Origin of the sequence: Hymenobacter sp. BT559 (assembly GCF_017571525.1) — a bacterium.
Taxonomy (GTDB): Bacteria; Bacteroidota; Bacteroidia; order Cytophagales; family Hymenobacteraceae; genus Hymenobacter; species Hymenobacter ginsengisoli.
Genome location: NZ_JAGETY010000003.1, coordinates 162952 through 184488, shown reverse-complemented (window position 1 = coordinate 184488; position 21537 = coordinate 162952). Strand labels below are relative to the sequence as shown.

The following is a 21537-nucleotide window of genomic DNA, read 5'->3' as shown; positions in this document are numbered from 1 at the left end:
CCTTTAAGTTTAGCCTACGCCTAGCCGTTTTGTCCGACTCGCCCCACGCCCGCCTCGCCACCCTGGCCGACCCCACGGCCGCGCCCGCCGACCAGCTGCCGCGCCTGCGCAAGCTGCTCGAAAGCCTGCTGCGGGCCGACTACAAGCGCCGTAAAGCACCGTTCGGCAACCTGTTTCAGGCAATAGGCGGGGCCTGCTACGCCCTGGAGCTGGACCCCAGCCTGCGCGCCCGCCTGCAAGACCTGCGCGTGGCCGCCAACCTCGTGCTGCACGAAAGCTACCCTGGCACCCCCGCCGAGGTAGCCACCGGCTTCATGGCTGTGGCTGAGCTGCTGGGGGCCCTCACGGGCGAGCCTTACACCGGCCCGCGTCCGCCCGTGCCCACCGAAATCCAGGCTCACCTGCCGGCCGCCACGCCCGCGCTGCCCGCTGTGGCTAGCCCCGAAAGTAGCTCCGACCCACGCGCCGTGTGGCGGGTGCAAGTGGTGCACGCCGACTTGCCCAGCGGCGTCATCACCGTAGAAATGAGCGTGCCCGCCGATGGCCGCCCGGCCGGCCCATTTCAGTTGGAGCTGCCGCCCGCCTACGAAAGCCTGCTGCTGCCCGCCGCTGCGCTGCACCCGGCGCTCAACCTCATCGGCCCCGTGCTGCTGCCCGATGGCCGTGTGCGCCCGCGCCGCGTGGTGCTGGAGCCCGATTACCTCATCAGCGTTACGACCCTGGCCGAGTGCGCCCAGCGCGATGGCACCAATGCCGAGCTGGCGCTGCTCAAGTATTTTTTGCCCGATGAAGCCTCGCGCTCGCTCGTGGTGGGGAACCTCGTTAACCGCCTGCTCGATGAGGAAGTGAGCCACGCGGCTAGCCAAGTGGACAGTAGCCCGGCAGCAGGTGGCCGGCTGCCGGCGAGCCACGAGTGGGCCGCGCACAAGGGCTTTCGGGTTAGCAGCGAGCTAGCCAGCGCCACCCAGGAAGCCAACAACCAACAAGCAACAACCAGCAACCAGCCCGACTTCGACCTCGAGCATTTTCTTACTAAAAAGCTCTTTCGCGCCGAGCCGCTCACCTTGAGCACGTTGCCCGAGTTTCAGACGCGCACTGGCGTGCCCGAGCTGCTGAACGACCTGCGCCGCCACCACCGCACCCTGCGGCAGGCGCGCCAGCAGGGCTTCGCGACCAGCTCGCGCAGCGGCTACCAGCAGCAGCCCCTGCGGCTAGCCGATTGCTTTCTCGAACCCACTTTTCTCTCGGCTACCTACGGCCTGCAAGGCCGCCTCGACCTGCTGCACGAAAGCCCCACCGGCTACGACCTCGTGGAGCTCAAAAGCTCGGTGAAAGTGCCCGTGGCCGAGCCCTGGACCAACCACGCCGCCCAGGCCCAGCTCTATCGTCTGCTATTAGAATCAGTATTCGGAGCCGATGGCGAAACCGCCGGCCGGGGCCGCACCAGCATTTTGTATTCTAATGCGGCTGAGGACCAGCCCGCCGTGCGCCCGGTGCTCCAAAACCTGGCCCTCGTGGACCAGCTGCTGGCCGCCCGCAACCAGCTCGTGGGCCTGGAGCTACAACTAGCCCGCGCCACCGGCCCCGGCCAAACGGCCGCCCTGCTAGCCCCCGTGCTGCGCCCCAACCTGGCCGCCATCCCACCCTTCAACCGCGAAAAGGCCGAAAAAACCGCGAACGTCTGGGCCGCCGCCGACCGCACCGAGCGCGCCTACTGCCTCGAATTAACCCGCTTCGCGGCCCGTGAAATGCGGCTAGCCCTGCTTGGCGACGAAGGCCGCCCCGGCGACGCCGGTGGCCAGGCCGGCCTCTGGCTCTTACCCCAGGCCCGCAAGCACCAGAATTTCAGCCTGCTCGACGAGCTGGAGCTTATCGAAGACCACAGCAACGCGCCCGACGATGCCCGCGATGGCCTCGGCCCTCACCTCATTTTTCAGCGCCCCGCAGGTGGCCGTGAAGTCAACTTCCGGGCCGGCGACACACTCATTCTCTACCCGCGCCGCCGTGCTATAGTCGATGCGCAGGGGCTAGCGGGAGTGTCTGAAAGTGCAAACGCGGGAAATGCTGGCGACTCCATAGCTAGCAATACCAAGACCCTCAGCGCTCTCGATGCACAGGTGGTAAAAGTGACCCTAGCCGAAGACCTCGGCGCTGATGGCCGCGTGGTGCTGGCCGTGCGCAACCGCCGCATGGCCCCGCGCTACCTGCACGGCCACTCGCACTGGGCCCTGGAGCCCGATACCTACGACACCTTCCGGCGCGAGTGGGCGGGCCTTACGGCTTTCCTGAGCTTGCCCGCCGGGCGCCGCCGCCAGCTGCTGGCCCGCACCGCGCCGCGCCCGCCGCAGGGTTGGGATGCTGCCACGGCCCAGCCTGCCACCGCCGCACCCGAGGTAGTGGCCCGAGCCCTGGCCGCGCCCGATTGGTTTGTACTCTGCGGCCCGCCGGGCACCGGTAAAACCCGCTCGGTGCTGCGCGAGCTGGCCATCCGCCTCGTGAACGACGATAAAAGCACGCTGCTGGCCGCCTACACCAACCGCGCCGTGGACGAAATCTGCGAGCAGTTGATGGATGCCGGGCTGCCGTTTATTCGCATCGGCTCGCGGCTGGGTACCTCGCCGGCCTACCGGCCGTACTTGCTCGACAATATGATTCGCGACCTGCCCACCCGCCAGATGGTGCGGGCGCGCCTCACCAGCACGCCGCTCTACGTGGGCACTATCAGCAGCCTGCTGGGCCGGCCCGAGCTGTTTCAGCTCAAGCAGTTCGACGTGGCCGTGGTAGACGAGGCCAGCCAGGTGCTCGAAGGCCCCATGCTGGCGCTGCTGGCCAAGGCTAAGAAATTCATCCTCATCGGCGACCACCGCCAGCTGCCGGCCGTAGTGACGCAAGAGGCTGAAACCAGCGCCGTGGCCCCCGCCGTGGCCGATTTGCTGCGGGAGCAGCTGGGCCTCACCAACCTGCGCAACTCATATTTCGAGCGCCTTTTCCGGCGTGCCGAGGCGCAGTGGCCCTACGCCCACGGTACCCTAGCCAACCAGTACCGCGCCCACGCCGACTTGGCCGTGCTCGTCAACGACGACTTCTACGGCGGGCAACTGCGCAGCCCCGCGCCCTGGCAGCACGCCAGCCTCAACCCCAGCGCCTGGCCCGCGGCTAGCCCCGCCGATGCCTTTGGCGAGGCCCTGCGCCGCCAGCGCCTGGTGTTTGTGCCCACCCGCCGCCAGCCCGACGACCTTTCACAAAAGGAGTCGAGCCATGAGGCCGAGCTGGCCGCCCGTGCCGCCCTGGCCGTGGTGCAGGGCTACGGCCCGGCCTTCGACCCTGACGCCACGTTGGGCATCATCGCCAGCTACCGCAACCAGGCGGCCCGCATCCGCGCGCGGCTGGCCCAGCTAGCCCAGGAGCACGACTTGCCCGCGCTAGCCCAGGTCAGCGTCGATACCGTGGAGCGCTACCAGGGCTCGCAGCGCGAGGTCATTGTCGTGAGCTTCTGCTGCCACCACGAGCACCAGCTGGAGCTCATGGTGTCGCCCGACGAAACCGGCCAGGTCGACCGCAAGCTCAACGTGGCCGTGACGCGGGCGCGCCAGCAGCTAGTGCTGCTGGGCAATGAGCAGGTGTTGCAGCGCGCCCCGCACCATGCGGCCCTATTGGCTAGGGTGCGGGATGGTGGCGGCTGGGTGGAATGCTAGCTGTAGTTTAACAGATTATAATTAGTTACCATGATAAATGCAGCTGTTGAAAAAAACTCTTACTCTGGGCTGCCCATTCTCTTGCTACAGTACTATTAGTACTAGCAGCCAAAAGGCTTTTTTTGCTTCACGATGTTGATGTTATCAATGCGTATGAAAAATACGGCAATGACGTAGTAAAGCATATGCCATTGCAGCCTGGGCAAGGGCTAGGCGAAAGGGTTTCTGAATTATATATGCGTAATAGCTATGCTTGGCTAACCGGAAATCTTGTGGGGTGGATAGTATCTGCGATAATCGCTCGATGTACAAGGGTGGGTTACTGGCTGCCTGTTGGTGTAGTTGTAGTAGCAATTTTAATTAGTCGAAGCGGATTTTATCATTCCAGAGCGTTGGACTGGTTTATCTATTATCTACAAAAACCTTATCATTTGGTTGGGTTAGTCCCAACGCTTGTTGTTGAAGGAATACTATTCCTTTTTCTTGCCTTATGGGTGTTCTTTACGACAAACACCCGCTCACTAGCGCGAGTTTAACACAACGTAACTCGTGCCAGTAGCCAACTAGCCCGGGGCCCGAAACTGCGGCGATATAAAAAAATACAAAGCCACACCCTGTAGCAGCGTGAGTAGTAGGGTAACGCTCCAAAAAGCCGCTTTTCGGTTTTTGTGATGCAGCAGAAAAATAGCCGCCCACGCGCCCGGTGCCGCCCCCGCTAGGGTAGCCAGGTGCAGCGTTTTTTCGGAAATGCGCCGTTGGCCTCGCTGAGCTTTTTGCTTATCCAGGAAGAATAGGAGAAAGCACAGCGCATTGAAAAAAAGCAAGCTTAGTAAAATCACGCTTGTAAAGAAAAAAAGAAATGTGTTCTAAAAATTCTAAAAGCACGTCATGCTGAGCTTGTCGAAGCATCTCGCTCGCGCTGCTAGGGGTACGAATCCAACGTCGCGAGCTAGATGCTTCCCAGCGGTCTGCATGACGTTCCAGAGGCGTTTTTAGCAAAATCCAAACATTTTCTAAGTGTTGCTAGGAATTACTGCCTAAAAACAATCACTCCTTCACCGCAGCCAGCACGCGTTTTATCAGCTCATTGGGGTTGCCGTTGTGCCAGCGCCACACGATGACGATGTCATGGGTGGGGTCAACCCAGATGGTATTCTGGCCGGCGCCGAGGGCGGCATAGCTGTTAGCAGGCGCGTCGGGCCAGGCTTTTTGCTCGGTATTGAGCCACCAGAGGTAGCCGTAGTCGGGGCCGACGGGGCCGCGCGTGGTAGCCTGCTGCACCCAGCTTTCCGACACCACCTGGCGCCGGCCCCAGCGGCCGCGCCGCAGCATGAGGTAGCCGAGCCTCGCCTCGTCGCGGGCGCTGATGCGCAGGCCGCCCCCCCAGCGTGTGCCGCCGCTTACCGAGGGCATGGGCTTGCCATTGATTTGGGCCACGGCGTTGGGGTAGGGCACCCACTGCCAGGTGCTGGACGCGCCGATAGGCTGCATCACTTCCGTTTTGAGTACGTCGGACAGGGGGCGCTGCCACACGCGCAGCAGTGAGAGGGCTAGCCGATTGATACGCACGTCGTTGTACTCGAAGTAGGTGCCGGGCGCTTGCAGGGCGCGTGGCTTGCGCTCGCCCTTGCCGAAGGCTTCGCGCCCCACGAAGTCGGCGTTTTTGCCCCACAGCTCGCCTTCCCACTCGCTGGTTTGGCGCGCGTGGTGTTCCCAGGTAATTAGCTTGTTATGCTCCGAGTTGTAGCCCCCGTCGTGGATGTAATTCGCCACTGGCTCGTGAATGTCCTTGATAAGACCGCGGTCGATGGTAATGCCCAGGATGGTTGAGAGGTAGCTTTTAGCCACGCTGTAGGTAGGGTCGGGGCGCTCGGTATCGCCCCACTCAGCCACGAGGTAGCCGTGGCGCAGCACGAGGCCGTTGGTAGCGGCGCGGCTGGTGGGCATGGGGCCGAGCAGCTTGCCAAAAATCCCCTCCTGGGTGGAGAAGTTTGGCGTCATCTGGGTCGTTTCCTGAGTTTGGGCGAACGCCACAGCCTCGGCTAGCTTGGCGGGGTCCAGGCCCTCAGCGGCGGGCGCTTGGTGCTGCCAGCCCGCGCCGGGCGCCGGAAAATAAGTATCAGTAGCCACAAGGCTGGGAGTGCGGGCCGTGGGCCGGCTACACGCCGCCAGGAGCGGCAGCAGGGCCAGTAGGAGCGAAGGTGAGCGCATAACAGGCAGGTAATTAAAAGGTAAGCGGCGCCGGCGCCGGAGCGCTGCCTGCCGCGGCCATCTCTTGCAAAAGCTGGCTAGGGGAGTGGCTGATTCAGCGGCCGATAAAAGTAAGTCTGTGGGCTTTACTGAGGTGACTCACTTCTGCTACTTCTTTAGGCGCGCGCCCGCCCTTGCGCCGGGCGGCCTCCAAGAGCAAAGCCTTGTGTGAAGTAGGCAGGGGCTAGCCCGCCGGGCGCCGCTAGCCCGCCAATTTGCGTATGACCGGGCTAGCGGCGCCTGGCCGCGCTTTTTGAGTTATGGCTTTTTCTGTTTCTACCGCGCCCGGCGCGGGCCTGGTGCGGGTGCGCGGCGCCCGTGAGCACAATCTTAAAAACGTCGACGTCGACATTCCGCGTGATGCCCTGGTGGTCTTTACCGGCGTGTCGGGCTCGGGCAAGTCGAGCCTGGCCTTCGGCACGCTCTACGCCGAGGCCCAGCGCCGCTACCTCGAGTCAGTATCGCCCTACGCCAGGCGGCTGTTTCACCAGCTATCGGTGCCCGAAGTCGATAGCATCGACGGGCTGCCGCCGGCGGTGGCCCTGCAGCAGCAGCGTGGTGCGCCCACCACGCGCTCGTCGGTGGGCTCGGTCACGACGCTCTCCAACCTGCTGCGCATGCTGTACTCGCGGGCCGGCGACTACCCTAGCGGCCAGAGTATTATCTACGCCGAAGGCTTTTCGGCCAACACGCCCGAGGGAGCCTGCCCGCGCTGCCACGGCCTGGGCCGCGTATATGAGGTGACCGAAGACTCGATGGTGCCCGACCCCTCGCTCACCATCCGCGAGCGGGCCATTGCGGCCTGGCCCCAGGCCTGGGGCGGCCAAAATCAGCGCGATATTCTGGTAACCCTGGGCTATGATGTGGACCGCCCCTGGCGCGACTTGCCCCAAAAAGAGCGCGACTGGATTCTGTTCACCGACGAGCAGCCGGTGGTGCCGGTGTACCCCGGCTACTCGCCCCAGGAAACCCAGCGCGCCCTCAAGCGCAAGGAGCCGCCAAACTATATGGGTACGTTTTCCAGCGCCCGGCGGCACGTGCTGCACACCTTCGCCAACACCCAGAGCGCGCTCATGAAAAAGCGGGCCTTGCAGTACATGCTCAGCCAGGAGTGCCCGCTCTGCCACGGCAAGCGCCTGCGCCCCGAGTCACTGAGCGTCACCTTCGCCGGCCTCGACATTGCCGACATGGCCCGGCTACCCTTGCAGCAGGTGGCTAGCCGGCTGCGGCCCTTCGCCGAGGGCCGGGCCACCGCCCAGCGGCACCACAAGGCCCACCCCGAGCAGGCCGAAGTGACGCGCCGCATCACCCAGGATTTGGTAGCCCGTCTGGCGGTGCTCCTCGACCTGGGCCTGGGCTACCTGGCCCTGGAGCGCAGCACGCCAACGCTCTCGCCCGGCGAGCTACAGCGCCTGCGCCTGGCTACTCAGCTGTATTCCAACCTGTTTGGGGTAGTGTACGTGCTCGATGAGCCCTCGGCCGGGCTGCACCCCTCCGACACGCAGGCCCTGCTGCGGGCGCTCGATACGCTCAAAAAAGCCGGCAACTCGCTCTTCGTAGTCGAGCACAACCTCGACGTGGTGCGCTGCGCCGACTGGCTCGTCGATGTGGGCCCCGCCGCCGGCGAGCAGGGCGGGCAGGTGCTCTACAGCGGCCCGCCCGCCGGGCTAGCCGAGGTAGAAACGTCGCAGACCCGCCAGTTTTTATTCGGCCACACCGGCCTGGCCGCCCGCCCCGAGCGCGCGCCCGTGGGCTGGCTGCGGCTGGCCGGCGCCACCCGCCACAACCTGCGCGGCCTCGCTGCCGAGTTTCCGCTAGGGGTGTTCACGGCCGTTACGGGCGTGTCGGGCTCAGGCAAATCGACGCTCGTCAGCCAGGTATTGGTAGAACTGGTGAGCGAGGCATTGGGCCAAAAAACGGAAGAAGAGGGGGCTAGCGAAGGCGCCGAAGAAAACCTGGAGCTGGCCGACGAAGGCCCCGCCGTGCAAGGCAAAATCACGGCCGGGCTCGACGTGGTCAGGCGCCTGGTGCGCGTCGATCAGCAGCCCATTGGCCGCACGCCGCGCTCCAATATGGCCACGTACACGGGCCTGTTTGACCACGTGCGCAAGCTCTTTGCCGCCACGCCCGAGGCCCGCAAGCGCCGCTACGACGCCGGCCGCTTCTCCTTTAACGTGGCCAAGGGCCGCTGCGAAACCTGCCAAGGCGAGGGCTTCGTGATGGTCGAGCTGCTGTTTTTGCCCAGCGTGTACTCGCCGTGCCCTACCTGCCACGGCGCCCGCTACAATGCCAAAACCCTCGAAATCAAGTATCAAGATAAAACCATCGCCGACGTGCTCGGCCTGACCGTGGACGAGGCCTGGACGTTCTTCGCCGAAGACCCTAGCGTGCGCCGCGCCCTCACGGTGCTGCGCGAAGTGGGGCTGGGCTACCTGCGCCTGGGCCAGTCGGCCACCGAGCTGAGCGGCGGCGAGGCCCAGCGCATCAAGCTGGCCACCGAGCTGCAGCGCCAGGCCCGCGCCCACACCCTCTACGTGCTCGACGAGCCCACCACCGGCCTGCACCCGGCCGATGTTGAGCGCCTGCTCACCCAGCTCAACGGCCTCGTCGAGGCCGGCCACTCGGTGCTGGTAGTGGAGCACGACATGCGCGTGGTGGCCGGCGCCGACTGGGTTATCGACGTGGGCCCCGGCGCGGGCGAGGAGGGCGGCCGCATCGTAGCCACCGGCCCGCCGGCCAAGGTGGCGCAGTCGAAAACCAGCCGCACCGCGCCTTACCTGGCCCGCTTCCTGGCCGGGGGCTAGCCCAGCCTCAGCTGGCCCCGGCCCCCGGCTCCAGCCGGGCCCGGATGGCCCGCAGCTCGCTTCGGTCGAGGGGCTTGTGAATGAGGCCATCCACGAGCTGGTAGTGCTTCGACTTTTCGAGGTCGGCGAGGGCTAGCGACGAGGTGAGAATGTAGATGTGGCAGTGCCCGCGCAGCTCGTCGGCGTGGGGCGTCAGGGCCTCCAAAAACTGCCAGCCGTTCATCACGGGCATGTTCAGGTCGAGAAAAATGACCCGCGGCAGGCCCTCGCGCTCGTGCGTCAGCAGCTCGGCCAGGGCTTCTTCGGCCGACTGAAACGCGCAGATAGTGTTCGAAAAACCTTCGGACTGCAATAAGTGCCTGGCCAGAAAAATGGCCAGGTGGTCGTCGTCAATCAAGTACGTTTTCATAGTGCATCGGCATCATAATTCATCGGAAAGGATAACGTAAACTCGGTGCCCACCTCTACCTCGCTGCGCACGCTAATGCGGCCGCCCATGGCTTCGACGTGGGTTTTTACTAGAAATAAGCCGATGCCCCGGCCCGCCGGGCCGTGGTGAAAGCGGCGGTATAGCTGAAACATATCCGTACCCACCCGCTGTTGGTCAAACCCGCGGCCGTTGTCGCGCACGGTCAGGGTTACCTCGCCCGTCGGGCTGGTGTGGCTAGCCACCTGTAGGCGCAGTGCCCGCGCCTCCGAGCGGTACTTGATGGCGTTGGAAAACAGGTTGTGGAAGATGCTGTGGAAGTAGGCCCGGCTGCCCGGCAGGCGCAGGGTAGCCGGGAGGTGGCTCTCGAACTCGCCCCCGCAGGCGCGTAGGGGCTCTTGCAGGTCGAGCAGGGCTAGCTGGCACACGGCGGCCACGTCTACCAGCTCGGGGTGGTAGCCGGCTTGCTCGTCGCGCAGGGCCAGAATGCCGTTCACGTCGGTCACCACCTGGTCAAATTGCCGCAGGGTAGCGGCCAGGTGTTGCAGGGCTTCGGCAAAAACTGGGGTGCCCGCCGGCAGGCTGGGCAGCAGGTCGGCGTAGCCGAGCGCATTGGCCAGCGGCGAGCGCAGGTTGTGCGACACGATGTAGCCAAATTGCTGCAAGTCGGCGTTTTGGCGGCTCAGGCGCTGCGTGAGCAGGCGCTGCTGGGCGGCCGCCCGCTCGCGCTCCGTCACGTCCTGAATAGCCCCTAGCATACGCACCGCCCGTCCCTCGGCCGTGCGCAGCAGGTAGCCCCGGTCGAGCACGCTGGCCCACGCGCCATCGGCCCGGCGCAAGCGGTACTCGGCTTCCCACAGGGGCGCGTCGGCGGTGATGGCCTGCCGCCGGCCCTCCACCACGCGGGCCTGGTCGTCGGGGTGCACAGCGGCGGCCCACTGGCCCAGCGGGGCGGGCTGCGGCGTTAGTTCGTAGCCAAAGCGCTCGGCCCAGCCCTCGCCCCAGTACAAGGTATCGTCGGCCACGTTCCAGTCGTAGATGGCGTCGCTCGTGGCCTTGAGGGCGTAGCGAAACCGCTCGTTGCTGCGGCGCAGGGCTTCTTCCACCTGTTTCTCCTTGGTCAGGTCGTGCACCACGCCCACCAGCTGAAAGCACTCGCCCAGCTCGTTGTGCACCGGCGTAATGGATACTTCGCCCGTGACCTGGCCATTGGGGTACACCGACGTTTCCTGCCACATCACCCGCTGGCCGCTGGCCACGGCCTGCCGGTAGTGGCCCAGCACCAGGCTCAGCGCGGGCTCCGGAATAATTTCCTCCGCGTAGCGCCCCGTTACGTGGCTGACGAGCAGCCCCGTGGTGCGGTAAAACGCCTCGTTGACGAACACAAACCGAAAGCGGCCGTCGGGCTCCACCGCCAGCACAAACGTCACGTCGGCCAGGTTGTCAAACACCACGCTCAGCTGGCGCTCGCGCTCCAGCAGGGTGGTGCTCAGGTGCAGGCGCTCGGCCAGGGGGTGGGCCAGGCCATAGCACGCGCTGCCGGGCGCCAGCGGCGGCAGCAGCTGAAACTCCACCTCGACTGGCCCCGCCGGCCCCCACACCGGGGCCTGGTAGCGCACCACCGCGCCTGCTGCCGCCCGGGCCAGCTGGTGCTGGTGCAGCCGGGCCTGCGCGGGGTCGAGGCTAGCCACGAAGCTGGAGCCCACCAGCTGCGCCGCCGGCTGCCCCAGCAGCTGCGCAAAGCGGGCCGTAACTTGCTGGTAAACCCCTAGCGGGTTGAGCACGAAGGCTGCTTCCGCGCTGTGCTCAAATAGCGCCTGAGCGGCCGGCTGGTCCCGAGTTGGCATGGCCGAGATGGCTGAATGAAGAAGAAGGCCCTCCCCAAGCGCTGCGCAAGACGCTGCTTAGTGGCTATATACAAGTCTGTTGTCTTCGCAAGGTACTACTGGTTCTCCTATTATTCCATTTTCTGCCGGCAACAGCTAGCTGGCCACCCGCACTGGCAGGGGCACCGGCGCCCAGAAGTGCCCTTGAATCAGAATTGGACGCTGCGCCGGGGCCCGGTGGCTAGCACCAGCAGCGCCCCCAGCGTGTAGGCCAGCATATCGGCCCACGAAAACGCGCTGCCCAGCACCAGGCGCGCCACCCGCACGTGCTGCCAGCCCAGCGCCGCCAACAGGTGCGCATACTGCGTGAGCTCGACCAGGTAGGACAAAAGCAAGGCCCCAACTAGCACGCGCCCGGCGGGCCATCGTGTAAGGGCGCGGCCCAGGCAGTAGAGAAAAATGGTAATCAAAAAATCGCCCGCGTAGGGCCGAATGAAGTGGTCGTGGGCGAAGCGGGCAATCAGCCCTTCCAGCCCGAGCAGGCCAGCGGCAAGCCCGCCATAGGCCCACTTAGCATGGCCCATCGCCTAGCGTTGGAAAGCGGCCCGAAACCGCGTGTAGGGGCAGCCGGCTGGCACCGGTAGCCCCGGCGCCTCGGGCCTAGCGGCGGGCACCTCATCGAGCGCCCGAATGCGCGCCGCGTATTCGGCGGGCAGCAGGGCATTTTTCAGCCACTGGCTCAGGGCTAGCCCCTTGGTGGCGCGGTAAAAGCTCAGCGCCGGCCGCAGCCACGCGCCGCTGCCCAGCCCCAGCTGGCGGCGCACGGTGGGCGGGCACACCACGCCCTGTACGCCGCGCAGCAGCGCATAGCGCGGGCCACCCAGGTGCTTGAGGTACTGCTTATATAAGTCAGTCGAGCAAGCGCTTAGCATTAGGTCGTGGGCCAGGTGCCGGGCGCGGTCGGCCTGCCAGGCAGCGTAGGAAGCCGGCAATTCCGGGATGCCCATGCGCCGGCCTACCCGGCAAAACACGTCGGTTATCTCCTCGCACTCGGCTAGGGTAAGGGGCCGCTCCAGCAGCTCAAACGCCCGGATGGAATACGCAATGAGCAGATACAGCACGTCGCGGTAGGCCCAGTCGGGGATGCGCTGGCCCCGGCTGGCCTCCACCGCGCCGTGAATGGCGGCGATGGTGTCAATGGCCTTTTCGGCCCCCGCACGGTCGGCAAACACGATGCGCCGGGCGTAGTCAACGGTTGAAAACAGGCGGCCCAGCGGGTCGGCCGGCAGCCGCCCGGTGAAGTAAAGCCAGTCCACGGCCTTGTTGAGGGCAAACTCGGCCGCCGCCCCGGCAAAGATGAACAGCACCGTATCGGAAGTGCCCCAGATGCGGCGCACGATGGAGCTTTGGGCCACGAACGTTTCCATAAGCTGAATAAACAGGAACCAGCTGGGCTAGGTGCCCGCATCGACGGGAATATGCTTTGTGATTGATTATGCTTTGAAATACAAAGTTAACTACGCAGAGTGGATTTTACTTATTTCAGCTGATTGCTTGGCAGAAAGTGCGGGAGGCTTGCAGCCAACGGTTGAGCTGGATGGGCGTGGTGTAGGGGCTAGCAGGCTGGGCAATGCCCCGGCGGCCGCTAGGGGTAATAAAGCAGTTGAGGATAGCTGATTCACATAAATGAGTTTTTGCTGAACAACCTTTCTGCTATTCCCGGCGCCTTTAGCTGACTTATCAGAATTTATATGTCGGTTAAAAAGCTACGTGCTGTTCTAGTAGCGGCTTTATTCTGGCTGATGGCCAGCTTAGATGCCCAAGGCCAGGCGGCGCCAGCCCCAGCCGCTAGCCCCCTAACGCACCGCATGGGCCGACTTACGGGCACGGTCACCAATGCCGCCACGGGCCAGCCCCTCGGCTACGCGTCGGTGGCGGTGCTGGGCGCTGCCGACGCGCCTGTGAGCGGGGCCGTATGCGGGGCCGATGGCCGGTTTGTGCTTCCGGGCCTGGCGCCGGGCACCTACACGGTGCGGGTGAGCTTGCTGGGCTTCCAGGACCTGGCCCGGCCCGGCGTAGTGGTGCCGGCTGGTGGGGGCGACGTGGCGCTAGGGCCGCTGGCGCTCACGGCCACAACCCAGCAGCTTGGCGAGGTAGTAGTGACGGCCCGCCGGCCCCTGATTGAGGAAAAGGTGGACCGCACGGTGTATCATGCTGAAAACGACCAGACCACCAAAGGCGGCGACGCGACCGACGTGCTGCGGCGGGTGCCACTGCTGAGTGTGGACCTCGACGGCAACGTGAGCCTGCGCGGCAACCAGAACATCAAGGTGCTCATCAATGGCAAGCCCTCGACCATTATGGCGGGTAGCGTGGCCGACGGCCTGCGCCAGCTGCCAGCCGACCAGATTGCTAGGGTAGAAGTAATTACCTCGCCCTCGGCCAAGTACGACGCCGAAGGCACGAGCGGCCTCCTCAACATTGTGACCAAAACCAACACGCTGCGCGGCGGCCAGCTAGCCCTCGATGGCAGCGGCGGTACCCGCTCGGGCACCCTCAACCTGAACGGCGGCTACCGCACCGGCTCGATGGGCTTTGCGCTGGGCGGCTTTGGCCGGGCGGGCTACAACACGCCGGGCAGCTTCACCAACGAGCAGCTGACGACTGACCCCGCCACCGGCGCGCAAACCCGCACCACCCAGGCCGCCGACACCCGCCAAAACCAGCTGTTTGGCCGCTATACCCTGGGCTGGGACTGGGACCTGGACAAGCGTAATTCGCTGGCCGCCTCGCTCACCTACGGCACTCGCAACGCCACCACCTACCAGGATGGGCTAGCTACTGCTACTACCCAGCCGGCCCTCGCCCGCACCACCAGCTCGGTGCGCAACGTGCAAATCACTGATGAGTCGGGTACCATTGATGCCAGCCTGGCCTACACGCATACCTACGACGTGCCCCAGCGCGAGCTGAGCGCGCTTGCCCTCTTCAGCCGCAATAACCGCACCTATGCCTTTACGAATGACACCTATGCGGCCACCGAAGCCGGCCAGCTAGGCCGGTCGGGCAACGACAACTCCAGCGCCAACCAGGAAATAACCGCCCAGCTCGACTACCAGACGCCCTTTGGCCCGAGCCAGCTGCTGGAAATGGGGGTGAAGGATATTCAGCGCCGCGTCGGCAGCGACTACCACTACTACGGGCAGCTGGCCAGCGCGCAGGCCGATAACTCCTTCACCTACCGGCAGCAGGTGGCCGCCGGCTACGCCGCCTACACGCTAGGCCTGCCCAAGGGCTTCACCCTGAAGCCGGGCGTGCGCTACGAGTACACGGCCCTGGCCGCCGATTTTGGTACCGGCCCGGTGGGCGACCTGCCCAACTACGGCGTGCTGGTGCCCAGCCTGAACGTGCTGCGCAAGCTCGGCAATGGCAATGTGCTGAAGCTGGCTTACAACCGCCGCATTCAGCGCCCGTCCATCCAGTTTCTCAACCCCAACCTGCAAGCCGCCAACCCCTTGATTCAAACCCAGGGCAACCCCGGCCTGCGCCCCGAATACACCAACAACTACGAGCTGGGCTACGGCACGCTGCTAGGCCAGGCCAACCTCAACTTCTCGGTTTTTGCCCGCAACACCACCGGCTCCATCCAGAGCGTGTGCACGCCGCTGCGCGATGCGTACTACCCCGGCGCGGTGCGCATTGATTACCTGAACATTGGCCAGGAAAATGCCTATGGCGGCAGCGCCTTCTTTAGCCTCGACGTGGGTGCCAAGCTCAGCCTCAGCGGCGGCCTCGATGCCTACTACGCGGTGCTGCAAAATAACGTGGCCGACCCGCTCTATGCTGCCCGGGGCGCCGGTTGGGTGCTGGGCGGCCGCCTCTACGGCAGCTACGCCCTGCCGCGGGGCTGGAACGTGCAGCTGTTCAGCTTCTACCGGGGGCAGCAGGTGCAGCTGCAAGGCAGCCAGAGCAGCTTTGCCGTGTACAGCATGAGCCTGAAGCACGACGTGGCCGGCAAGAAAGGCAGCCTGGGCCTGGGGGCCGAAAACTTCTTTTCGCCCACCAACGCCGTGCGCAGCGACATCGCTAGCCCCCTGCTGAGCCAGCAAAGCACCACCGTGCAGCACCTCACCAGCTTCAAGGTGTATTTCAGCTACCGCATCGGCCAGCTCACGGCCGAGCCCCGCCCGCACAAAAACGTGAAAAACGACGACCTCAAAACCGACGAAAACGGCGGGGGCAGCCAGGGCAGCGGCGGTGCGCCCGCCGCCACGCGCCCAGCCCCGGCTAGCCCTGCGCCAGCCGCCCAGCCGATTAAGTAGCGCGGACTTTTAGTCTGCCAGTATTTTCGGCTCCTGACTGGCGGACTGAAGGTCTGCGCTACTGCCGGCAAAGTGGCGCTTGCGCCCGTAGATGCCTAGTATCAGCAGCGGCAGCAGCGTAAGCTCGGCCACCACGCCGAAGAGCAGCGTGAGCCCGATGAGCAGGCCCACGTAAAACGTGCCATCAAACGACGAGAACAGCAGCGTGCCGAAGCCGCCCACCAGGATGAGTGAGGTCACGATAACCGCCTGCCCGGCCAGCAGATAGGTGCGGCGCACCGCCTTGAACAGGTCAGGCTCGTGGCTCATGGTGAGGCGCAACTTGCTGATAAAGTGTATCGTGTCATCCACCGCAATGCCGAAGGCGATGGTGAAGATGATGCTGGTGCTCACCTTCATATTGACGCCCGCTAGGCCCATTACGCCCGCTACTACCAGGATAGGCAAGAGGTTGGGGATGAGTACCACGATGGTCATGCGCACCGATTTGAAGAGCAGCAGCACGATAATGGTAACCATTGCCACGTCGATGGCCATGCCCTGTATCATATTCAGGGTCAGGTTTTCGTTGTTTTTGTCGATGAGGTTGGACGAGCCGGTGAGGCGGGTGCGCAGCACCGTGGTGTCAATGCTGGTGCGCAAAAAGTGTCGCAGCGCGCCGTTGAGCGCATCGGCCCGGATGCTGCCCACATCGACCATACGGCCGGTGAGGCGGCCGGCCGAGCCATCGGGCAGCACCAGGGCCCGAAACTCGGGCCGCTTCCGGAACTGCCGCAGCGGCCCGCGAAGCTGGGCTAGCCCGGCCGAGTCGGCGGGCAGGCGGTACTCGGCCAGCCCGCCGCCGTGCAGCGCCTGGTGCACGGTGCGCACCAGCGTGGCCGGCGAGGCCGAAAACTTGAGGCCGTAGGTGGTGGCCAGGTAGCGCTCCACTTTCTCGGTTTGAGCCAGCACGGCGGGGTCGTACACGGTGCGCCCGCCGGCAGGCTTCAGCTCCAGCTCGAAGGGCCGTACGCCGGCAAAGTGGTCGTTGAAAAACGCGAAATCCTTGCGCACCGGGTCGTTTTTCGACAAGTCATCGAGCAGCGACGAGTTGATACGCACCCGCGTGGCTAGCCCGATGCTGGCCGCCAAAATGAGCCCGCTGAGCACAAAAATGAGCCGCCGCCGGCGCAGCACGCCCGCAAACAGGCGGCCGAGTACGCCATCCCAGTCGTGGCCGTGCTGGCGCGGCTGGCGCAGCGCGGGCTTATTGAGCAGCACCAGCATGGCCGGCAGCAGCGTGAAGCTCAAGATGAAAGCCAGGATAACGGCAATACCCGTAAACAGCCCAAAGTTGTGAATGGGCCGGATGGTGCTGGTCATCAGGGTGAAAAAGCCGATGCTCGTAGTGAGCGCCGACAGCCCTGAGCCGAAGCCCGACTCCTTAATGGTGGTGCGCAAGGCGTGCTTCTTGCCCGCACCGTAGCCCAGCTCGCTCACGTAGCGGCTGATAATGTGGATGGTATCGGACATGCCCACTACAAAGAGCATGAGCGGCAGTAGGGCCGTCATCAGGTCGATGCTGATGCCGCAGGCGCCCATCACGCCCAGGCCCCACACGATTGCCCCTAGCACCACCACTAACGGCAGCACCACGCCCCACCAGGTACGAAACGTGGCCCACAACAGCCCCATTACCAACAGGAAAGACAGCGACATGAATATCACCATCTCCCATTTTAGCCTATCCACAAAAACCGACTGGGCCACCGCCCGGCCCGCGAAGTGCGCCCGTGCCTCGGGCAGCCCGGCCCGGGCCAGGCCGGCGCGCAGCTCGGTCAGCAGCGAGTCGCCGGGCGGCTTCTTGAGGTCGGGGGTAGTTTGGATAACCAGCGCCACGGCCCGGGCATCGGGACTAACGACGTTGCCGACCAGGCCCGGCGTCTTGAAAACCAGCGTCGAGTCGGCGGCGCGGCGGCTAGGGTCGGCGCGGTACTCGCTAGGGTGCAGGTAGGGCAGGGTATAAGCCCCTAGCCCCTCCACCACGGTCTGGCTGAGCGTGGTGGGGGAGGTGACGTGCACCACGTGGCGCTGGCGGCGGGCCACCGCCGTCACGCTGTCGACCTGGGTTAGAAAGGCCGGCGAAAACGCCGTTTGGCCCGGCCCGGCTTCCAGGGCCAGCAGCAGGTAGTCGTTGTCGTTGCCGAAGCGCTGAGTATAGCCCTGGTAGTAGTCCAGGTCGGGGTCGCCGGCGGGGTAAAAGTCGTTGAAATTGTAGTTGAAGCGTAGCTGAGCGGCAAAGTAGCCGGCCAGCCCCGTGAGCAGGGCTAGCCCCAGTAGCGTGAGGTAGGCAGTTCGGCGAAGCGACATGGGATAGAAAGCGCGGCAGAAATGCGGCCAGGCGCTACTTTTAGCACGGTTTGTCCGCCTGCTCCACTAAAGCCTGGGCACCAGTTTTATGTTCACTCGGCTTTTAGTAATCCTGTTGCTGACGCTCGGGCTGCCCTTAGCCACGCCCGCCCAAGCCCTGACGGGCCGCGTTGTGGCCCGAAGCACTGGCCAGCCCCTGGCCCAGGTTACCGTTCGCCTCGATGGCCAGCCCACTGGCACCAGCACCGACGAAGCGGGCCGCTTCCACTTGCCCGCTGCCCCAGCCGGGGCCCAGTTTATCTTCTCCCACTTGGGTTACCAGTCGCAAACCCTGCCGGTGCAGCTGCTGGGCCCCGAAGTAAGGCTAGAGGAGCTTTCGTATCAGATTGGTGAAGTGCTCGTTAGCTACAGTAGTATCCGCAAGCTGCTGCTAAAAAAGTGGAAGATTGAGGAAAGCTCAATTGTTGCCGTAGCCGATAATCTTATTGCTGATTTGCAAAAAACTGACTCGGTCAGAGCGAAGAAACTACTGCAAACCCCCTTTGGACTCCGCTCTGCTCTGAAGCTGGCCCGTCTGCAATTTTTAGATGATGGCACTTTTAAAGTAAAAGCGCTGGTATTTGGCAGTAAAGGGAAGTGGCAGCTTGATGAGGTGCAGCGCACGCTGCACGTGGTAGGCTCCAAAGGCAGTGACGAAGCGCTGACGGTAGTAGAGCTAACTGCTAATCGCCTGATTATCCACGACGCTGCCAATCCGAATCGGCAAGACGAGGTGTACGTTCCGACCGATTAGCCTCCTTATTTTTCTTTCTTCGTACCTTAGGCTCAGCAATTTCCTCCTTCAATCCCTTCCCTTATTGCCTTCTATGAAAAAGTCTCTGCTCGCCCTCGCGCTGCTGGCTTCGGCCGCCACAGCTTTCGCCCACGACGGCGACAAGCCTGCCAAAGGCAAAAAAGCCGACCACTGCACTGCCGCTGCCGCCGCCAAGTGCGAGAAAGGCATGGCCGGCACCAGCATGGCCGGTATGCCCGCCTGCTGCCGCGCCAAAATGGCCGCTGCCAAGGCTAGCACGCCCGCCACGGCCGAGGTGAAACCGGCGGCCGTGAAGTCACTGTAAACATATCCGTTCAAGTATAAAAAAAGCGGCCGGGTCAGGCCGCTTTTTTTATACTTGGCCCGGCCGCATTTTTATTCAGACTCGAAAAGCAAAGCCATTTTCTTTTTAAGTGCGAAGTATACGACTGTTGTTAGCCAGTAATCTGCTGATAATGTGCAAAGTAATTACTGGATTTAAATCAGCTATGGTGGTTGTGAAATTTGCACGACGTTTATAAAATTTATTACGGAAGGAAGTGCCAAGGCATGCCGGAAAAGCCTGTTAATAAGATTTAAAGTCAAGTAAGGAAGCTTTAAGTTAACTTAGCCTCCGAATTGACTTATACTTATAAAATGACAAGACCTATACTCTTCATTGCTGCCTTTTTCTGCTTTTCGTTTACTACCTACGCCCAAGCGCCGAGCAAGGAGCTCGCCACGGCCGTGCTGAAAAACAACGCCGCCGCTGTCGAAACGCTACTCACGGGTGGGGCCAATCCTAACGCGGTGATTGAAGTGGTACCCGGCTTCCCGACTACCTACCTGGTAACCGCCGCCGGCAACGGCAGCCTCGACCTGGTGAAGCTGCTGCTCAAGCACAAAGCGCAGGTCAACCAGGCCGATGGCTTTAAGGGCACGGCCCTGATGGCGGCCGCCGGCAAGGGGAACAAAGCCATTGTGGAGCTGCTGCTGGCCAGCGGTGCCGATGCCCGCGCCAAAGATGACGACGGCAAAGACGCGCTGGCCCTGGCCAAAGAGAGTGGCAACCAGGACGTAGTAGCGCTGCTGCAGCAAAAGCTGAAGTAGCCGCCGCCCGCTAGGCCGGTGCCGGCCACTACTTTTGCGGCTAGCCCCAGCTTTCGTTATGCGCCAGTACCACGCCCTTCTGCAAGAGATTCTCGACCACGGCACCCTCAAAACCGACCGCACCGGCACCGGCACGCTGTCCATCTTCGGGCCGCAGATGCGGTTCAACCTGGCCGAGGGCTTTCCGCTGGTCACGACCAAGAAGGTGCACCTGCGCAGCATTATCCACGAGCTGCTGTGGTTTTTGCAGGGCGATACCAATATTGCCTACCTGAAGGCCAACGGGGTGAGTATCTGGGACGAGTGGGCCGACGAGAACGGCAACCTCGGCCCGGTATACGGCTACCAGTGGCGCAGCTGGCCCGACGGCCACGGCGGCCATATCGACCAGATTACGCAGCTTATTCAACAGCTGAAAACCCAGCCCGACTCGCGCCGCATGGTAGTGAGCGCCTGGAACGTGGCCGACCTGCCCCAGATGAAGCTGCCGGCCTGCCACGCGCTGTTCCAGTTTTACGTAGCCGATGGGCGCCTGAGCTGCCAGCTCTACCAACGCTCGGCCGACGTGTTTCTGGGCGTGCCTTTCAATATTGCCTCCTACGCCTTGCTCACGCTCATGGTGGCCCAGGTGACGGGCCTGCAGCCCGGCGAGTTTATTTGGACTGGCGGCGATACGCACCTCTACAGCAACCACTTAGAGCAGGCTCGCCAGCAGCTGGAGCGGGCGCCGCGCCCGCTGCCCACTATGCGCCTCAACCCGGCTGTGACGGACATTTTTGGCTTCCGCTACGAGGACTTTCAGCTGGAGAATTACGACCCTTGGCCTGCCATTAAGGCGCCAGTGGCTGTATAAGGCTGTTCGTTCGGTAAGCACGATGCACCATTGGGAGCGTGTGAGCTACAATTGGACGAAACGAAGGAAAATGGTTGAGGTAAAAGGATGAGCTTTGCGGCTGTTATTCTGCGCTGCTACTCCTTGCTTCTGCTTTTATCTTATGCCTTCGCCTACCTCAATCAGCAAGCACCTCTCGGTGGAACATCGAGCCTATGTGGCGCTCTATGCCCTGCAACTAGGAAATTTGTCCCGCCAGGCCATTATGGAGACTTACGAAGTCAGCGACGCTGACCTACAAGTGTACCGTGGCGCCTGGGAAGAGCTACAAGCCAACCATGCCGACCGCAACCGGCCTCTTCCGCGAGTTAAGGTGGAAGAGAATTTTTGAAACTGGTACTTTAGTAATAATTAATTTGACTGCTCGTCTGTAGACGGTCAAGCAATTCTGCTAAGTCTGAGCTTTTTACCTGGGTGCCGGTAGGCGCTGGCTGGGCGGACCAAGCGCTTGTTGCGACGTACCTTGCCGGCATGAGAAGTGCCGCATGAAAACCAAAACGTGGACGCTGCTGGGCTCGTTGCTGCTGGCTGCCGGGGTGGCCCACGCCCAGGAGGGCTACTCGGCGCCGGGCTTCCCGATGCTGCCGGTGCACCGCCCGTTGCCGCCCGAGGTAGTGCGGGGCCCGCTCGCCTCGCCCGTGCTGGCGCGCTTCTGGCACGAAACCGACCCTATCCGCCAGGCGGCGGGGCGCGACCAGTTTTTCAAGTTTGTGTCGGAACAGGCGCACTACCCGCCCGCCGCGCGCCCAGCCTCCGACCGCCCCCGCGACCTGATGCCCACCGGCCGCATTCTGGTGAGTGTGCTGGTGCGGGCCAATGGCTCGGTGCGCCAGCCGCCGCGCGTGGTGCGGCGCGAGCTAGCCCGCCCCGAGGCCGACTACCCGCCCGCGGCCCTGCGCGCCCTCGATGCCGAAGCCCTGCGCGTGCTCGGCGCCCTGCGCTTTGTGCGTTCCCAGGCCCTACAAGACTCGCTGTTGGTGCCCATGCGCTTTATCACCGAGTAGGGGGCTAGCCGGTAAGCTGCTACCTTCGTGCGGGGCGGCCCCTACAGCGCCCCCTAGCAGCCAGG

General features: G+C 63.7%; 17 protein-coding genes. 10 read left to right on the top strand and 7 right to left on the bottom strand.

Going from position 1 to position 21537, the window contains the following annotated elements:
- The first annotated feature begins 29 nt into the window (after positions 1–29).
- Positions 30–3695 carry an AAA domain-containing protein gene (locus tag J4D99_RS05345; protein WP_208130683.1) on the top strand — a complete coding sequence of 1222 codons (3666 nt, stop codon included), beginning with the start codon at positions 30–32 and terminating at the stop codon, positions 3693–3695.
- 122 nt (positions 3696–3817) lie between these two features.
- Positions 3818–4231, top strand: coding sequence for a hypothetical protein (locus J4D99_RS05340; RefSeq protein ID WP_208130682.1), 414 nt, complete (start codon positions 3818–3820; stop codon positions 4229–4231).
- A gap of 27 nt (positions 4232–4258) precedes the next feature.
- On the opposite strand, the gene J4D99_RS22155 is transcribed toward J4D99_RS05340, so the two are convergent.
- Together J4D99_RS22155 and J4D99_RS05330 are read right to left on the bottom strand one after the other, a co-directional pair.
- Entirely contained in the window at positions 4259–4534 is a 276-nt protein-coding gene (locus J4D99_RS22155) for a DUF1294 domain-containing protein (RefSeq protein WP_370551401.1), read from the bottom strand.
- 208 nt (positions 4535–4742) lie between these two features.
- On the bottom strand, positions 4743–5906 hold the full coding sequence (locus J4D99_RS05330) for a serine hydrolase domain-containing protein (protein ID WP_208130680.1): 1164 nt from the start codon (positions 5904–5906) through the stop codon (positions 4743–4745).
- A 299-nt stretch (positions 5907–6205) separates the two neighbouring features.
- Between J4D99_RS05330 and J4D99_RS05325 the strand changes: the two genes are divergently transcribed.
- Positions 6206–8749, top strand: coding sequence for an excinuclease ABC subunit UvrA (locus tag J4D99_RS05325; RefSeq protein ID WP_208130679.1), 2544 nt, complete (start codon positions 6206–6208; stop codon positions 8747–8749).
- A gap of 7 nt (positions 8750–8756) precedes the next feature.
- Here J4D99_RS05325 and J4D99_RS05320 read toward each other — a convergent pair whose 3' ends face one another.
- From J4D99_RS05320 to J4D99_RS05305, 4 genes are all read right to left on the bottom strand, one after another.
- A complete protein-coding gene (locus J4D99_RS05320; protein ID WP_208130678.1) occupies positions 8757–9158 on the bottom strand; it encodes a response regulator in 402 nt (133 codons plus the stop codon).
- A complete protein-coding gene (locus J4D99_RS05315) occupies positions 9155–11023 on the bottom strand; it encodes a PAS domain-containing sensor histidine kinase (protein ID WP_208130677.1) in 1869 nt (622 codons plus the stop codon). The genes J4D99_RS05320 and J4D99_RS05315 overlap by 4 nt, the downstream gene beginning before the upstream one ends.
- Positions 11024–11211: 188 nt before the next feature.
- Entirely contained in the window at positions 11212–11586 is a 375-nt protein-coding gene (locus J4D99_RS05310; RefSeq protein WP_208130676.1) for a ribosomal maturation YjgA family protein, read from the bottom strand.
- A gap of 3 nt (positions 11587–11589) precedes the next feature.
- Positions 11590–12429 (bottom strand): oxygenase MpaB family protein, encoded by an 840-nt coding sequence (locus tag J4D99_RS05305; RefSeq protein ID WP_208130675.1) that lies wholly within the window; start codon positions 12427–12429, stop codon positions 11590–11592.
- 375 nt (positions 12430–12804) lie between these two features.
- Here J4D99_RS05305 and J4D99_RS05300 point away from each other — a divergent pair, with 375 nt between their 5' ends.
- Entirely contained in the window at positions 12805–15324 is a 2520-nt protein-coding gene (locus J4D99_RS05300) for a TonB-dependent receptor domain-containing protein (RefSeq protein WP_208130674.1), read from the top strand.
- Between the two features lie 9 nt (positions 15325–15333).
- On the opposite strand, the gene J4D99_RS05295 is transcribed toward J4D99_RS05300, so the two are convergent.
- Positions 15334–17673: an efflux RND transporter permease subunit gene (locus J4D99_RS05295; RefSeq protein WP_208130673.1), complete on the bottom strand. Its 2340-nt coding sequence runs from the start codon at positions 17671–17673 to the stop codon at positions 15334–15336.
- Positions 17674–17761: 88 nt separating this feature from the next.
- Here J4D99_RS05295 and J4D99_RS05290 point away from each other — a divergent pair, with 88 nt between their 5' ends.
- The 6 genes from J4D99_RS05290 to J4D99_RS05265 all read left to right on the top strand — a co-directional run bounded on the left by J4D99_RS05290 (position 17762) and on the right by J4D99_RS05265 (position 21472).
- Complete coding sequence (locus J4D99_RS05290) at positions 17762–18466, top strand: carboxypeptidase-like regulatory domain-containing protein (protein ID WP_208130672.1); 705 nt, start codon at positions 17762–17764, stop codon at positions 18464–18466.
- A gap of 73 nt (positions 18467–18539) precedes the next feature.
- The gene (locus J4D99_RS05285) at positions 18540–18791 is read left to right on the top strand and encodes a hypothetical protein (protein ID WP_208130671.1); all 252 of its coding nucleotides are present in this window, start codon (positions 18540–18542) and stop codon (positions 18789–18791) included.
- A 332-nt stretch (positions 18792–19123) separates the two neighbouring features.
- A complete protein-coding gene (locus J4D99_RS05280) occupies positions 19124–19576 on the top strand; it encodes an ankyrin repeat domain-containing protein (RefSeq protein ID WP_208130670.1) in 453 nt (150 codons plus the stop codon).
- A gap of 58 nt (positions 19577–19634) precedes the next feature.
- Positions 19635–20429 (top strand): thymidylate synthase, encoded by a 795-nt coding sequence (locus tag J4D99_RS05275; protein WP_208130669.1) that lies wholly within the window; start codon positions 19635–19637, stop codon positions 20427–20429.
- A gap of 142 nt (positions 20430–20571) precedes the next feature.
- A complete protein-coding gene (locus J4D99_RS05270) occupies positions 20572–20799 on the top strand; it encodes a hypothetical protein (RefSeq protein WP_208130668.1) in 228 nt (75 codons plus the stop codon).
- A gap of 154 nt (positions 20800–20953) precedes the next feature.
- Positions 20954–21472, top strand: coding sequence for a hypothetical protein (locus J4D99_RS05265; RefSeq protein ID WP_208130667.1), 519 nt, complete (start codon positions 20954–20956; stop codon positions 21470–21472).
- Positions 21473–21537: the final 65 nt, after the last annotated feature.

Excerpts from the sequence above, each read along its gene's own strand:
- J4D99_RS05330 (WP_208130680.1), bottom strand. The coding sequence starts at position 5,906 with ATGCGCTCACCTTCGCTCCTACTGGCCCTGCTGCCGCTCCTGGCGGCG.
- J4D99_RS05325 (WP_208130679.1), top strand. The coding sequence starts at position 6,206 with ATGGCTTTTTCTGTTTCTACCGCGCCCGGCGCGGGCCTGGTGCGGGTG.
- J4D99_RS05320 (WP_208130678.1), bottom strand. The coding sequence starts at position 9,158 with ATGAAAACGTACTTGATTGACGACGACCACCTGGCCATTTTTCTGGCC.
- J4D99_RS05315 (WP_208130677.1), bottom strand. The coding sequence starts at position 11,023 with ATGCCAACTCGGGACCAGCCGGCCGCTCAGGCGCTATTTGAGCACAGC.
- J4D99_RS05310 (WP_208130676.1), bottom strand. The coding sequence starts at position 11,586 with ATGGGCCATGCTAAGTGGGCCTATGGCGGGCTTGCCGCTGGCCTGCTC.
- J4D99_RS05305 (WP_208130675.1), bottom strand. The coding sequence starts at position 12,429 with ATGGAAACGTTCGTGGCCCAAAGCTCCATCGTGCGCCGCATCTGGGGC.
- J4D99_RS05300 (WP_208130674.1), top strand. The coding sequence starts at position 12,805 with ATGGCCAGCTTAGATGCCCAAGGCCAGGCGGCGCCAGCCCCAGCCGCT.
- J4D99_RS05295 (WP_208130673.1), bottom strand. The coding sequence starts at position 17,673 with ATGTCGCTTCGCCGAACTGCCTACCTCACGCTACTGGGGCTAGCCCTG.
- J4D99_RS05290 (WP_208130672.1), top strand. The coding sequence starts at position 17,762 with ATGTTCACTCGGCTTTTAGTAATCCTGTTGCTGACGCTCGGGCTGCCC.
- J4D99_RS05285 (WP_208130671.1), top strand. The coding sequence starts at position 18,540 with ATGAAAAAGTCTCTGCTCGCCCTCGCGCTGCTGGCTTCGGCCGCCACA.
- J4D99_RS05280 (WP_208130670.1), top strand. The coding sequence starts at position 19,124 with ATGACAAGACCTATACTCTTCATTGCTGCCTTTTTCTGCTTTTCGTTT.
- J4D99_RS05275 (WP_208130669.1), top strand. The coding sequence starts at position 19,635 with ATGCGCCAGTACCACGCCCTTCTGCAAGAGATTCTCGACCACGGCACC.
- J4D99_RS05270 (WP_208130668.1), top strand. The coding sequence starts at position 20,572 with ATGCCTTCGCCTACCTCAATCAGCAAGCACCTCTCGGTGGAACATCGA.
- J4D99_RS05265 (WP_208130667.1), top strand. The coding sequence starts at position 20,954 with ATGAAAACCAAAACGTGGACGCTGCTGGGCTCGTTGCTGCTGGCTGCC.